We start from the raw sequence: 14,941 nt of genomic DNA on the forward strand, positions 1-14,941 counted from the left end.
ATTCAAAAAGATGATGTTTTTCGGTTGCTTGAAGATGTCGTGATAATATAGACCCAAAATTGTTCTTAATCGTGGGTGCGAAATAATAGTGGTAAGACTTCGCTTAGGGAGATATTTGTCCACATACAAGGCGAACGTGTAGTAATGTTAATTAAGTGAGGGTTTCAATAAAAAACTCTTGGAGCTCAGTAGTGAGGGACTGGAAGCGTTGGATACTTAAATTAATCTTTAAAGTGCTATCTAAGGAATAGTCAACTAATCTGTGTTTTATGTTTGTCAAAACTTCATGATGACGTTCGCCAGTAAAAACTAATGTAAGAGTTTTCTTTTTGTAAACTACGTTAATTGTCTTTTTGATGAGTTTGGCAACTTCTGGAGTTAATGAGCATAAATCAGCATTTTGATTATCTAATGTCTTAAAAATTATTTCTAAATTTTTATTTATAGTCTCTAATGGATTAAAAATTAAATCTATGTCGCTATTGTAGTACCTATGAATCTTGGAGTTATATGAATGTATTACAATTTGTGAAGCTGTTTTTTCACTAAGTAAACCAGTTTCATCCAATATTAACTCAAATTTTTGGAACTCATTTGGCTGTCGCGTGTTCTTGTATTTTAATTGGAATACGTATAAAAAAATATGAGCTTCAATTCCGATTTCTCCATATTGGTACTCATTGTTAAATTTTAGGAAAATATTGGTCATAAAATTAAGAATATTAATGATAGTTTCTTTTAAATATATATCATCGTTTTTATATGATTTTTTAGACAAATCGCTGATATTAGAGATAAGGGAGTCTAGTAGTGAAGTAGTAGAGCTATCAATTTTCAAATATCCTTTTTCGATTGCTCCTAATACTGAAGAAAAAATTGCAAACATTAAAAATTCAGAACGAGAAAGCTGAGTATAATAATTTTTCCAATTAATATTATTTGTTGACTCTAATTTCAGTGTCAACATATTGACCCTTTTTTGACGTTTATTCATATCATCTCCACTTGTAAGTAAGTCTGAAAATATTTGTTGGACAAACACATAGGGCAAAAAGAGCCCTTCATCAAATTCGATTAATTCCCTAGTAGGCCTCTCAACTTTTTCAACATGTTTTTTCTTGTATAAAAAAAGATCGGGATCTTTGTGTTTTATATAGCTTAGATACGTGGTTAGATCACTTGTAATTGTACGTGTTTCAACTTCCCAATGATATTTCGGTAGCACATATAAAGCTTTATTACTTTGTTCTATATAATTGTTGCTTTTAATCATCAAAGAACTTAATTCAGGTGTCGGTGTTATTATGTGAGTCGAATAATAATAAATGAATCTTCCTGCTGATATTAGGGAAAGTAATACTTCTTTAAAATATGTGAGTTCACTTATAGGCCTATTATTCAAGGTTGAGATCGAGCCAAGTAATTCCGAAGTTGCAGATTGTGCAGATTTTTGCGTAAAGTATGATCGATTGTTAATAAGCGGAAAATATTGACTAACTTCAATTGGCTTTAGCGATGATTGATTCAAGTAAGTATTAGTTGAGTTTTGAATCATGCCGTGCACAATCTTGGCCGCACGTTGCTTATAGTTTTTTTTATTAGGTATCGACGCTTGCTCGTTTACAAAGAATTCTACAATATGAAAAATTGGTTCGTGTTGTTTAAATTGTTTTTGATGTTCTTTGAAAAATATAAGTAGTCGTGGATATGCAATTAACCAAAAGTATGCATGTTGCTCTTTGCGGCGTTGAGGGAATAGACTATGACGCCTAAATCGGTAAACTGCGCACTTAGCTTGCTTAAGAAAAATTTGAAGTAAAAGTTTACTTGTAACTTCTGTTGCGTAATGGTCAATCAGTTTCTTTTCTAATAGCTCGCAAGTTCGCCGTCTTAACTGAAGGGATTTAATGTTACGACAATATGTAATGTTCGTGGTCTCAATCGAAGATCCTGTCACTAGATCATCTATTATTTGATACCAATTTGGTGCTGTGTTTGCATTTCTTTTCATTTTTACCTTCATCACCGCAATTTTACTTTTGAGCTTATCAAGCAACCGCATTATTCTGATCTTCGAACTGATGGCTTTAATTAGCTTTCAATTGGTTTAACTTTATCAAATCGTGTGTACTTAGACGTAAAAAATTAACTACATACCTTACCTAGGAAATACCATATGAGTAAGATAATTCCGAGTTTTATTACGGAGACTTTAGATGCAGCGCAAGCCTCTCATAAGGCACTAGCGGGTCATAATGAGCACTATCACTTATTACGAGCTATCAAAGAGCATGGCGAACCTAAAGTTCATCAAGCATTGGTAGAGCGCATTGCCAGTCGTGATAATTTGAACATTGTTGCTGCAACAACAGCTGTCAATGTTATGTTCCAAAACACTAAAGATGCAAGTGAAGGCCGTGGTGTTTGCCGAATGGTGCGTGAGGAGTTGAATGCTCACATGAAGCAGACAGATGTAGTCTTGGCTACTGCAAAGTAATCCCAAATGAGTTTTCAATAAAATCGCAATGTAATCATTTCGCTACAGTTTAGATGCGATGTTAAGTGTTGTCTAAGAAATAAGGTTTTTACCAGTATTCGCCTCCGACAATAGATTCTAATCAAATTTGGAATCTATTGTTTTGAGGATTCTTATTTAAGGCTTTTGAGTAGCTCATTTGGTTCATGCTTGTATTTACTGTTAGTTATTGTAAAGATATTTTCGATAAGGTTTAAGAGGAATACTTGAATTGATTTAAAGTATGTTTTATGTATTGATCAATTTAAAAAGAGTTAAGTATCCAAGTAAAACAAAAATTAGCATTCATTTGGTTGAGAACAACAATAGTCTATTGTTGTGATTTATATATTATTTACTAGTATTATTTACTTTGAATTACCCTTATAAGAATAAAAAAGACCCCTATAAAGAGATCTTTTTTATATGTTTTATATATATTACTTAACTAGTAATAAGAAATAAACTAGGCTTTTTAGCATTGTTCTCATTCTTTTTTAAAGGTTTTTTGTTTTGAGATACGGGTCATATCATTATTGAAAGACCAGTATAAAAAATTTAATACTCGACTACTCTTAGAAATTATATTTTAGATTTAAATAAAGTTGGCGTCCTCTAGGATCATTAAATTTACTATAATATCCAGAGCCAGCAACATCAAACTCCTTATGATCAAATAAGTTCTTTATACCAGCTGTTAATTGGACTACATCATTACTTTTCTTACCAGTCGTTTTAATACCGGTTCTTACAAAAATATCGTGATAGATTTGTGCTCCAATCTTTTCAGAACCTTGTGTTTGAATATTTGCTGCATTATTTGGATCTAATTTATAACTAGAGTAAAATTGACTATTCCAACCTAAGTTTAGATTGTCTATCGGTTGCCAATTTAATGCAAAATTTGCTCTATTCTTTAACGGTGCGTCTGAACGAGAAGGAATATTTACATTTTGATTTTCAGGAGCCCCAATTTTATCCTGTTGAAGAAAATCAAAGACGTGGGTATATCCAATATTAAAGTCAAATTGACCATATATACTTGTATCTAATGTATAGCCTAAACTCGTATCTAAACCAGAGGTTTCTAAACTTAAGGCATTTGTCCATCCTGTATCTACAATGATGCCATTTTCTGTAGTGTGAATTCTATCTGCATAAATATCTTGATTATTGTAAATATCTTGAGCGCTCAAACTAATCTGATTATTACTTTTCTTAATTTTATAGTAGTCAACAGAGAGTCTGACATCAGGCATGATGCTTGGTGTTAGAACTAAACCAAAATTATAGCTCTTAGATTCTTCAGGTTTTAAATTAGGATTACCTGTACCATTTGTTGTGATATTGACTAATTGATTTGTCAAAGGATCCATAACTTCGGAGGTCTCTACTCCTAAGATCGGAGGAGCTAATCTTGCCATAGCAGGGGCTACAAATGCTTCACTATATGAAGCTCGTACTAAAATATCATCAATCGGAGCGAATCTAAAGCCAATGGTTGGTGTTGTACTTTCAAATTTAGCATTGCTAGTTTTCATATTGTATCGTTCATGACGTGCAGCCAATTGAATATCTAATAATTTTGCATATGCTAAATTCAATTCAGGTGATATTAAAGGGATATTCATTTCACCATAAAAGCTGAGTGTATTTTGCTTACGTGTTTCCCACGGCACATCCAATGCCCAATCTGCCTGCCCTTTGCTTTTATAATCTCGATACTCGATACCCGTAGTTAAATTGACATCTCCAGCATACCAATTAAATAAAGGTCCTGAAGCACGAATACTATAATCATTTAACTCTTGTTCAGTTGTTGCAGTTTGCCAAGTTGCATATTCATAAATATTTTTATAGAAGCTAGCAGGGTCAAAAGGATTAAAGCTACCATTATTCACTACATCTGCTAATTTTACGGTAGTAAGAGGTCTTGCATATGAGTACTGCACATCACTTTTACTATATTGATAATCTAAATTTAATGCCCATTTGGGTGTTATTTTATAGACGAGCCCTGTCGCAAAATTTTTAGTTTCTGTCTCAAAATCTGATCTTGAGTTATGTTGTAAAGATGCAGGGAATGTGACATATACATCCTGTTTAAATGGATTGATCGGGCTATTTGCTTTAACCAAAACATTTGAAGCACTATAATATGACGAGTATCCTTCATTTTCTATCTTGTTATATCCAACATCTAAATAAGCATCTAATTTTTTATTAAAACTTCTATTGATGCTCATATTTAATGCAGTATTTTCTGATTCAGGGATCATGAGTGTATCTTTGGAAAAACTACTGACACCTTCACTTAGCCCTAATGCATAATTCCCTTGGTTTTTACTCAACTCATTATTTATTGTGTTTGAATTATAAATATAATTTCTATCAATAAATGTTTTATTACTATCTAAACCATTAAGATTTCCTTTTGCAGCAATAATATTGATACCATTTCCTACGGGTGGACGGTTAGCACCATAAATAACATTTGGGTTGTTTTTTAGAATTCGATTACGCCATTCTGTTGTATAATATGGGTTATCAGCAACAGATAATGAATCTGTATTTTGATATTGGGCACTCAGTAATACATTCGTTTTACCATCTTCTAATGAAAAACCACTGACAAGATTAATTGTTTTTGCATCAGCATCTCCATTAAAGTTATTACCATATCGGATATTTAATTCATTCCCTACATAATTTTTCTTCAATATAACATTAATAATACCACCTACAGCTCCACCACCATAAATAGCTGATGCAGAGGTTGGTAATACTTCTATACGTTCAATAGCAGCAAGGGGAATACTACTTAAATTAGGTTGGTCGGTAGATTCGGATGTTCCTCTATTACCAATACCTGCGGTTCTACGACCATTAATTAGTACTAAAGTTTGACTAGCACCTAAACCTCTTAAATTTATTTGAGTTGAAGTTCCTGTAAAACCCTGTGCTCCACCTGTATCAGATGAACCATTACTTGCCATTGGTAAAACTTTTTGAATTAACTCACTTATTGATGTTGCTCCTGAGTTTTCAATCTCGGTATTGTCAATAATTTTATATGCTTGAATATCATTTTCTGTTCTCGTGATATCCATATTTCCATTTTTAAATGGTGTCTTTTCTTTTTGAGCTGTAAATTCAATTGTAGGGAGAACACTAATGTTTTCTGGTTTTTCGTCATTAGCCCATGTTGTAGAGGTAATGAGTGACATTGATAGATAAAGATTTGTTTTAATTGGGATTGTAGGTATATTTTTTAATATTTTTTTTGTACCTTGAAGAGCTACCTTTTTTGAACGCATATCAACACCTTTGCTTATCACATAATTACAAATTTAGACAAACCTTACACTAAATGATAATAATTATCACTTATATTATCCTTATTTTTTACATTATTTTGCTTTCTGGTAAATATTTAAAAATTTTATTTAATATAAATATTTGAATTTTAAATAATAATTAAATTATTATTGTTTTGGAAATATCTTGCGATACAGCCTACTAAAGGTAACCTTATATCTAAACATGCTTGTGGAAGATGTAAAATACGTTGTACTCAAGGCAATAAAGGAAAAAGTGTTGATATTTGTATCATTGGGTTGAGTTTCGCTTTTTGGTATTGTTTTTCATGCTTTTAAGAAACATTGATCTAAATGCTATTTATAAAAAATAATAGAAATTAAAATAGTTGTATGTGTTTTTTTTGCCCCCATAATAGACATATTCTTATGATGTCGAAGTATTTTTATGCAAGATGGTCAACCTTTTGAACTCGTTACACACTATCAGCCTGCGGGTGATCAGCCACAAGCAATTGAAAAATTAGTGGATGGGATCAATAGAGGCTTGCATGATCAACTTTTGCTTGGCGTTACAGGTTCAGGCAAAACCTATACCATGGCGAATGTGATTGCACAGACGCAACGACCAACCATTGTCATGGCACATAATAAAACCCTTGCTGCACAGCTTTATGGTGAATTTAAAGCATTTTTCCCCAACAATGCTGTGGAATATTTTGTCAGTTATTATGATTATTATCAGCCTGAAGCTTATGTACCATCATCTGATACCTTTATTGAAAAAGATTCTTCGATCAATGATCATATTGACCAAATGCGTCTTTCGGCAACACGCTCACTTTTAGAACGTAAAGATGCCATTATTGTCGCTTCTGTGTCTGCGATTTATGGTTTGGGTGATCCAAATGCTTACATGAGTATGTTGTTGCATGTGGTACAAGGTGATCGTATTGCCCGTGATGACCTGATTCGCCGTTTGGTCGAGATGCAATACACTCGTAATGAACTTGAATTTTTACGAGGAACTTATCGTATTCGAGGTGAAATTTTAGATATTTTCCCTGCTGAATCAGACCAGTATGCGATTCGTATTGAACTCTTTGATGATGAAGTCGATTCGATCCGTTGGTTTGATCCGTTAACAGGAAAAATGGTGCGTAAAGTGCCACGTATTACGATTTATCCAAAAAGTCATTATGTCACACCAAAAGATAACTTAGAACGTGCGATTGGTACGATTAAAGAAGAACTTAAAGAACGCCAAGCATATTTTAAAGAACATGATAAATTGCTTGAATTACAACGCATTGAACAACGTACTCGATATGACTTGGAAATGATGCAACAGTTGGGCTATACCAACGGTATTGAAAATTATTCACGACATCTATCAGGGCGACCAGAGGGCGCTGCACCACCGACTTTATTTGATTATATTCCTGAAGATGCTTTGTTGATTATTGACGAATCTCACGTGACTGTTCCACAAATTGGTGCAATGTATAAAGGTGACCGTTCGCGTAAGGAAAACTTAGTCAATTATGGTTTCCGTTTACCGAGTGCCTTGGACAATCGTCCGATGAAATTTGAAGAATGGGAACGTATCATCCCTGCAACGATTTATGTCAGTGCAACGCCTGCAAAATATGAATTAGAAAAATCTGAACAAGTGGCTGAACAGGTAGTACGACCTACAGGTTTAATTGACCCTGAAATTGAAATTCGTCCAGTATTGACCCAAGTTGATGATGTTTTATCTGAAATTAATATTCGAAAAGACTTGGATGAGCGTGTTCTAGTGACGACTTTAACGAAGCGTATGGCAGAAGATTTAACATCGTATTTAAAAGAATATGGGGTTAAAGTTGCTTATTTGCACTCAGATATTGATACGGTTGAACGGGTAAAAATTATTCACGAATTACGTTCAGGTGTACATGATGTGTTGGTGGGGATTAACTTATTACGTGAAGGCTTGGATATGCCTGAAGTGTCTTTGGTTGCAATTTTAGATGCAGATAAAGAAGGTTTCTTGCGTTCAGAACGATCATTGATTCAAACCATTGGTCGTGCTGCTCGAAATGTGAAAGGTAAAGCGATTTTATATGCAGATCGCATTACCGATTCAATGCAAAAAGCGATAGATGAAACGGAACGCCGCCGTAACAAACAGATTCAGTTTAATGAAGAACATGGCATTGTGCCACGTAGTGCTGTGCGTCAAGTGGTGAAAGAAATTGATACAGGCGAAATGTTGGATGATGATCAAATTGATGAAAAAATTATTGATCAAGCGCAAGTCATGAGTGCGGATGAACAGCATTTATTGTCCAATCCAAAACTGCTCGTTAAGCATATTGCTAAACTTGAAAAAGAAATGTTAAAAGCATCGAAAGAATTACAATTTGAGCAAGCTGCTCGAATTCGTGATGAAATCATGCGTTTAAAAGCGTTAATGTTACAATAGTTGCACTCAGCATGGCTTAGATTGTAAGCTTTACGGAATGTAGAGATACATAAAGCTACAATTTGAGCTTAAATTTATGATTATTTTAATAATTATAAGTTCGAAAAAATGTGAGGGTAGTGTGTGAATTTAATCAAAAAAATACCCACAATTTGTCATAAAAATAGCCAAATATTTTTACGGGGTATGTTGTTGGCAACTGTGGTCATGAGTCCAACATTGTATGCACAAGATCGTTCGCTTGCCACTGTGCCACGAGTCGAGTTGGATAAATATTTGGGGCTTTGGTATGAGGTTGCACGTAAGCCCTTATTTTTCCAAAAAGAATGTCAAAAAAATGTCACTGCACGTTATACCATCAATGAATATGGCAATGTGGAAGTCGATAATCGCTGTATAGATCAAGAGGGAAATGAATTACGTTCTTTGGGTGAGGGCTTTGTCAGCAATGCACCATATAACTCAAAGATCAAAGTGAGTTTTTTACCTGAAGCTTTGCGTTGGGTGCCATTTGCTCGTGGGGATTATTGGATTTTGAAAATAGATTCGCAATATCAAATGGCATTGGTGGGTGAACCTAAACGTAAATATCTTTGGGTTTTATCACGGACCCCTCATCCTGATGAGCAAAAAGTCACTGAGTATTTACGTTATGCACAAACTCTCGGTTTTAGTATTAAAGACATGGTGCGTTCCGAGCAGACTGATCCCTAGTTTAAAGTTGCTCATTGATATTGATAGTTGAATTTTCAATTACATTTGCATAAATATGCTTATAATACCTCTATGAAATAAGCGAGAGGTGATAGATGTTTAAAGGTGTTGCATTATCCGTTTTGGCATCGGTCACTTTTGGTGTTTTATATTTCTATAGTCAGTTACTTCATGTTTTTGATAATCAGCAAACCTTTGGTTGGCGTATCATTTCAACTTTGCCTTTTTTAACGCTATTTATGTTTTATAGTGGTGATTGGGCGCATGTAAAAACCATTTACCATCGCATCGTTGCAAAACCTACCTTATTACTTATTTTGATTATCACCTCCGCACTGACCTGTTTTCAATTGTGGTTATTTTTATGGGGACCAATGAATGGACGAGGGCTACAAGTGTCCTTGGGTTATTTTTTATTGCCCTTATTTTTAGTGCTCTTAGGTCGTGTTTTTTATAAAGAAAAATTATCCAAATTACAAATGTTAGCAGTGTTATGTGCTGTATTTGGAGTGGGGCATGAAATCTGGCGTTTGGGAAGTATCGCATGGGAAACGATGGCGGTAGCAGTGGGCTATTCACTATATTTCCTGATTCGTAAGCAGATTAAAACGGATAATTTAGGTGGTTTTTGGTGGGATCTGCTCATTTGTATGCCTGTAGCGATTTATTTGGTACAGATGGGAGATGCACCTTTTGCGATGCTGATTGAGCATGGCTATTTATGGCTTGTAGTAGCGGGTTTGGGTTTACTCAGTGCGATTGGTTTAGGAAGTTATATTTTAGCCAGTCGTTATTTGCCTTTGGTACTCTTTGGTTTGTTGAGTTATTTAGAGCCTGTGTTGTTGGCATTGGCATCTTTGGTGTTGGGCGAAAAGATTAGCCAAGACGAATGGCTGACTTATATTCCGATTTGGTGTGCGGTGGGAATTTTAGTGATTGAGGGGAGTTTGCATTTGTATAAACAAAAGCGAAATACACAAAATCTAAAAAGAAATGTAGAGAATATAGAGCAACGCCTTGAGTAAAATCAGTGCGATCGTATGGTAAAATCTGTATTTAAATATGTGATTTGGTGATTGAAACTAGAAATCATTAAAATAATGATGGTTATTTTGTAAATTTATAATGAATATACAACAAAAAGTGCTTTGCTTGATCAGCTTTCGATTCATTCTTTACCAGAATTCCATTACAATGTTGGGGTTTTTAAACTAAGTCTAGATATACATAAAATAGAGGACGTATCTGTGAGCAAAGACACTATCATCGCCCTACACGCAGAGCATCAAGGTCGTTGGAAAAACCGTGAAGAAATCGCGGAACGTATGATTGCTTTAATCGGACAATTGTACCGTGAAAAAAATATTGTCACTTCTGTTTACGGTCGTTCTTTAGTGAACCGTTCAGTGATTCAAATTCTTAAAACACATCGTCGTACACGTGTGTTAGATGTTGAACTTTCTGTTGTGCAAACTTTCCCAATCTTAGAAGCTTTAGCGAAAATCGAAAACATCGGTTCTGCAGAAGTTGATTTGGGTAAACTTGCGGTTGAATTTAAAGAAAAAGGCGGCGATGTTGATGCATTTGTTGCAAATGCAGTTCAATCTTTAGCAGGTAATGCTGCATCTGTAGAGCCAAGAGATGTTGTACTTTACGGTTTCGGTCGTATTGGTCGTATCCTTGCACGTTTAATCATCAGCCAATCTGGTTTGGGTCGTGGTTTAAACTTAAAAGCAATCGTTGTACGTAAATCATCTGACGGTGACTTAGAAAAACGTGCGTCTTTATTACGCCGTGACTCTATTCATGGTCCATTTGCAGGGACTATTTCTGTAGATGAAGAAAATGAAGCAATCATTGCAAATGGTAACTTCATCAAAGTGATCTACGCATCTAGCCCTGCTGAAGTAGATTACACAGCATATGGTATCGAAAATGCACTTGTGATCGATAACACTGGTAAATGGCGTGACAATGATGGTCTTGCACAGCATTTACAATGCCCAGGCGCTGCACGTGTAATTCTGACTGCACCTGGTAAAGGTGATATGAAGAACGTTGTATTTGGTGTGAACCAAGCAGATATCTTAGCTGAAGATAACATCATTTCTGCTGCAAGTTGTACAACCAACGCAATTACACCAACATTAAAAGTGTTACATGACAAATACACGGTGATTAATGGTCACGTTGAAACAGTTCACTCATTTACCAATGACCAAAACTTAATCGATAACTACCATAAAGCAGATCGCCGTGGTCGTGCTGCAACATTAAACATGGTGATTACTGAGACTGGTGCTGCAAAAGCAGTTGCGAAAGCATTGCCTGCACTTCAAGGTAAATTAACAGGTAACTCTGTACGTGTTCCTACACCAAACGTTTCTCTTGCGATTTTAAACTTAACTTTAGATAAAGAAGTTGATCGTGAAGAAGTGAATGAATACATTCGTCAAATTTCAATCAATTCAAACCTACAAGGTCAAATTGGTTATACAAATTCGACTGAAGTTGTATCATCTGACTTTATCGGTTCACGCACTGCGGGCGTATTTGATGCACAAGCAACAATTACTTCGGGTAACCGTTTAACTGCGTACATTTGGTACGATAACGAAGTGGGTTATAGCTGCCAAGTATTACGTATTGCTGAACAAATGGGTGGCGTAAGTTATCCAAAAGTTCCTGCTGAAACAAATGCTTAATTTTTAAAGCAGTCATAAAAAAGAGCTTCAATTGAAGCTCTTTTTTATATCAATATAAATCGTGTAATTACATTAAATATACTTATTACCAATAATTTTCAATGAATGGAAAACTTTATGAAAAATATGATTTCAATGATCATGCTTGGAGGAATGAGCTTTGCAACGCTCTCGCATGCAGCATCTAGTACAACTTTAGATTTAACACCGCATTTACAAGATCGTTTTGAAAATAATTGTGCGATTCGAGATCATTATGATTTACATAAAAATGAAGATGAGATTCTGAAAATTTTAAAAAATCAGGTAGTAAAGAAAGATTTTGATGAAGATCAAGCCTATACGACAACTGTTTATACACTTAAAAATACTGTTTATAAGGGTTTGCCTGTAAAGAAAATAGAATTTTCATGGGGGCGTTCTAGAACGTTAAGTGAGTATTTATATTTTGATCTTTCTACACAAGCAGCGAAGCAACAGTTTAATAAAATAAAGTGGAATAAAAATCAAAAAGTTGAAGATGCAGGTTTAGTGATTAGAAAAGAAGGCAAATTTACCATAGTTCAATGTTATTGGTCTGAAGTATTCGATTAAAAACAAGCCCTATTATTTATCATGGTGAGTAATAGGGTGAATTAAAAAATGAATATAATACGCTTGCTTTGTGAACAAATAGACATTTCATACACACAATAAAACGATAAAAATATCACATTTATGACTAAAATGATGACAAGTAAAACAAATATTGAGTTTAAGGACGAATTTTGCAAACTAAACATATTGTGGGTGGTCTTGTCTTTATTTTATTCGCTGCATTATGTGGTGTACTGATTGCGATCTGGGTCTTTAAGCATTTTAATATTTATATTCCACTTGAAAATCAAGCGGTCAATATTGATTTAAAAGAGCCATTACAAGCTAAAGTAAAAATTCATGATGCCTTGGATGTGGATGTGACTGGTCGTGTCAATGCCGAAATTCCAATTAATGAAAACTTGAATTTACCTGTGAAGCAAGCACTCACTCCTCATGTTTATTTTGATAATGTTGTGCCGATTCAAACCACAATTCCTGTAAAAGAAGTATTAAAAGTTGATCAGAATATGCCGATTGACACCAAAGTTCAGGTCAAGGTCATGGGTAAAGATATTACTTTGCCATTGAAAGGTATTATTCCCATAAAAATGGAAGTACCAATAGATTTACAAGTCCCATTAAATCAAAGAGTACATTTAAAATTTGATGCACCTGTACGCACAGTGCTCAAAGAAAATTTACATATTCCACTGACTGCAACATTAAAAACTAATATTCCAATTCAAGGGCATTTAAATGTTCCAATCAAATCGAGTTTGGATGCAACGGTTGATGTCAAAAATACTTTACCAGTGAAAATTCAAAAGGGTGATTTAAAAATTCCTTTAAATAGTATTCGGCTTTCTCAAAGTGAAACGGAAAAAGTCAAAGCAGTAGTGCCTCCTGAGTCAGCAAAGGAGTAAATCTATGGCTGTATTTCATACGATACGTAATTTGCTGGTGAGTTTTATTTTGGTTGTCTTATTGGTGGCTGTTTTATTTTGGTTATATTTAAACTTACAAGCCTCTATGCAAGTTTCAGCCCACAATGCAGAGATTCAACTTTCTGATGAATTACCCACACAAATTCATGTGGGAAATTATCTTGAAACGCAAGCAGTAGGAAAATTAGATACGGAGTTGGTCATTGATCGTAAGTTAAATTTACCTTTAAAAGGACGTTATGCGGCAGATTTAAGTTTTGTGGTAGAAACACCGATTTCAGTCGATATTGATTATCAAACCAATATTAAAATTAATACGATTATGCCTTTGGATGCTACAACAGATTTGATTTATCAAAGTAAATTGTTGCCAAAATTTCCGATAAAAGTGGATATTCCTGTACAGCTTGATGTGCCATTTCATCTTAAAAGAACCTATCAATTACCCATCAAAATTATGTTTAGTGGACAAGTGCAGTTTGAGTTTAATGAAATGTTAAATGTTTATGTAAAGCATAAATTTAAACCTGTGTTGAATATCAATGATCCGATGACCATGAAAAAAATAGCCAAGTTTAATGCCACGATGTATAACAGCAAACGTCAATCATTGGCTGATTTAGATTTACAGATTGATCTACCTGTGAAAAATATTCATCCCTAACAAATGGTAAAGCATAAAATAATCCCTCGTTGTAGAAGGATTATTTTTGATTTGATATAAGTTTTAAGGATTTAATATTGTCTGAATTTGATCTTGAATAGGTGTGGTTTTACGTCCAAGTAAGTGCTCTAAATCTTGGCTTTGGCTATATAATGCGCCTTGTGCGGCATGGACATCGGCATCTACAATAACATCGACTAAAGCGGAAGGTAGACCCGCAGCATTTAGAGCTTGCTTGTAATCTTCTGCACTGATGTTTTGATAGATCACTTTTTTTATTTGCTGCTTGAGAAATATAATCAGCTAAATCACTTAAGCTATAGCTATTAGAACCTGCCAATTCATAGATTTTATTGTCATGCCCTGAACTTGCCAACACTTGTGCAGCCGCTTCAGCATAATCCTGACGAGAGGCTGAACTGATTTTGCCTTGTTCAGCGCTGCCGAAAAGTGTACCTGTTTCAACAGCATGTGCAATATTGGTTAAATAATTTTCACTGTACCAATTATTTCTTAAAAATGTGAATGTTAAACCACTGGCTTGAATCAACGCTTCAGTTTCACGATGTTCTTGCGCTAAACCTAAAGGATTACGATCAGCATGTAATAAACTGGTATAGAGAATATGTTTTACTCCTGCTTGTTGTGCGGCAGTGATCACGGTCTGATGTTGTGGGGTACGACGACCAATCTCATTAGCAGAAATCAATAACAACTGATCAATCTCTTGTAAAGCATCCGCTAAATGTTCAGGTTGATCATAATCAAAATGACGTAAAGTAATACCTTGTTCTTGTAAGTCTTGAGCTTTTTGCTCATCTCTAACTAAAGCGACGATATTTTTTGCAGCCGTTTTTTTGAGTAATGTTTGAATGACTAAGCGACCAAGTTGACCTGTAGCACCTGTAATAGCAGTTTTCATATTTTTACCTTTTGACTTGTCTGTTTTTTAAACTTGATGCTATTATCTTAAAAGTAATACTTTCTAATTGTAAGTACATACCTAAAAGTAAGTTATTCACTTAAAGGAGAG

Annotated in this window: 10 protein-coding genes and 1 pseudogene; 8 read left to right on the plus strand and 3 right to left on the minus strand. The window is 34.6% G+C overall.

The window, feature by feature from the left end; genetic code table 11:
• Positions 1–151 precede the first annotated feature (151 nt).
• Positions 152–2,062 (minus strand): hypothetical protein, encoded by a 1,911-nt coding sequence (locus AVJ19_RS04275; protein WP_111858559.1) that lies wholly within the window; start codon positions 2,060–2,062, stop codon positions 152–154.
• Between the two features lie 114 nt (positions 2,063–2,176).
• Here AVJ19_RS04275 and AVJ19_RS04280 point away from each other — a divergent pair, with 114 nt between their 5' ends.
• Positions 2,177–2,497 (plus strand): hypothetical protein, encoded by a 321-nt coding sequence (locus tag AVJ19_RS04280; protein WP_111858560.1) that lies wholly within the window; start codon positions 2,177–2,179, stop codon positions 2,495–2,497.
• A 593-nt stretch (positions 2,498–3,090) separates the two neighbouring features.
• On the opposite strand, the gene AVJ19_RS04285 is transcribed toward AVJ19_RS04280, so the two are convergent.
• The gene (locus AVJ19_RS04285; protein ID WP_111858561.1) at positions 3,091–5,832 is read right to left on the minus strand and encodes a TonB-dependent receptor; all 2,742 of its coding nucleotides are present in this window, start codon (positions 5,830–5,832) and stop codon (positions 3,091–3,093) included.
• A 448-nt stretch (positions 5,833–6,280) separates the two neighbouring features.
• Here AVJ19_RS04285 and uvrB point away from each other — a divergent pair, with 448 nt between their 5' ends.
• The 7 genes from uvrB to AVJ19_RS04320 all read left to right on the plus strand — a co-directional run bounded on the left by uvrB (position 6,281) and on the right by AVJ19_RS04320 (position 13,908).
• Entirely contained in the window at positions 6,281–8,302 is a 2,022-nt protein-coding gene (uvrB, locus tag AVJ19_RS04290) for an excinuclease ABC subunit UvrB (RefSeq protein WP_111858562.1), read from the plus strand.
• Between the two features lie 186 nt (positions 8,303–8,488).
• Positions 8,489–9,016, plus strand: coding sequence for a lipocalin family protein (locus AVJ19_RS04295; protein ID WP_111858619.1), 528 nt, complete (start codon positions 8,489–8,491; stop codon positions 9,014–9,016).
• Positions 9,017–9,111: 95 nt separating this feature from the next.
• Positions 9,112–10,041, plus strand: coding sequence for an EamA family transporter RarD (gene rarD, locus AVJ19_RS04300; protein WP_111858563.1), 930 nt, complete (start codon positions 9,112–9,114; stop codon positions 10,039–10,041).
• Positions 10,042–10,263: 222 nt separating this feature from the next.
• Positions 10,264–11,721 carry a glyceraldehyde-3-phosphate dehydrogenase gene (locus tag AVJ19_RS04305; protein ID WP_111858564.1) on the plus strand — a complete coding sequence of 486 codons (1,458 nt, stop codon included), beginning with the start codon at positions 10,264–10,266 and terminating at the stop codon, positions 11,719–11,721.
• A 117-nt stretch (positions 11,722–11,838) separates the two neighbouring features.
• Positions 11,839–12,315 (plus strand): hypothetical protein, encoded by a 477-nt coding sequence (locus AVJ19_RS04310; protein ID WP_111858565.1) that lies wholly within the window; start codon positions 11,839–11,841, stop codon positions 12,313–12,315.
• A 173-nt stretch (positions 12,316–12,488) separates the two neighbouring features.
• Positions 12,489–13,223 (plus strand): MFS transporter, encoded by a 735-nt coding sequence (locus AVJ19_RS04315; RefSeq protein WP_111858566.1) that lies wholly within the window; start codon positions 12,489–12,491, stop codon positions 13,221–13,223.
• Between the two features lie 4 nt (positions 13,224–13,227).
• Positions 13,228–13,908 (plus strand): hypothetical protein, encoded by a 681-nt coding sequence (locus AVJ19_RS04320; protein WP_111858567.1) that lies wholly within the window; start codon positions 13,228–13,230, stop codon positions 13,906–13,908.
• 63 nt (positions 13,909–13,971) lie between these two features.
• On the opposite strand, the pseudogene AVJ19_RS04325 reads toward AVJ19_RS04320, so the two are convergent.
• Positions 13,972–14,830: pseudogene (locus AVJ19_RS04325) on the minus strand (SDR family oxidoreductase).
• Between the last annotated feature and the right edge of the window lie 111 nt (positions 14,831–14,941).

It is taken from the genome of Acinetobacter sp. CFCC 10889, assembly GCF_003268395.1.
Taxonomy (GTDB): Bacteria; Pseudomonadota; Gammaproteobacteria; order Pseudomonadales; family Moraxellaceae; genus Acinetobacter.

Coding starts and splice junctions, on each gene's coding strand:
- AVJ19_RS04275 (WP_111858559.1), bottom strand. CDS start 2,062: ATGCGGTTGCTTGATAAGCTCAAAAGTAAAATTGCGGTGATGAAGGTA.
- AVJ19_RS04280 (WP_111858560.1), top strand. CDS start 2,177: ATGAGTAAGATAATTCCGAGTTTTATTACGGAGACTTTAGATGCAGCG.
- AVJ19_RS04285 (WP_111858561.1), bottom strand. CDS start 5,832: ATGCGTTCAAAAAAGGTAGCTCTTCAAGGTACAAAAAAAATATTAAAA.
- uvrB (WP_111858562.1), top strand. CDS start 6,281: ATGCAAGATGGTCAACCTTTTGAACTCGTTACACACTATCAGCCTGCG.
- AVJ19_RS04295 (WP_111858619.1), top strand. CDS start 8,489: ATGTTGTTGGCAACTGTGGTCATGAGTCCAACATTGTATGCACAAGAT.
- rarD (WP_111858563.1), top strand. CDS start 9,112: ATGTTTAAAGGTGTTGCATTATCCGTTTTGGCATCGGTCACTTTTGGT.
- AVJ19_RS04310 (WP_111858565.1), top strand. CDS start 11,839: ATGAAAAATATGATTTCAATGATCATGCTTGGAGGAATGAGCTTTGCA.
- AVJ19_RS04320 (WP_111858567.1), top strand. CDS start 13,228: ATGGCTGTATTTCATACGATACGTAATTTGCTGGTGAGTTTTATTTTG.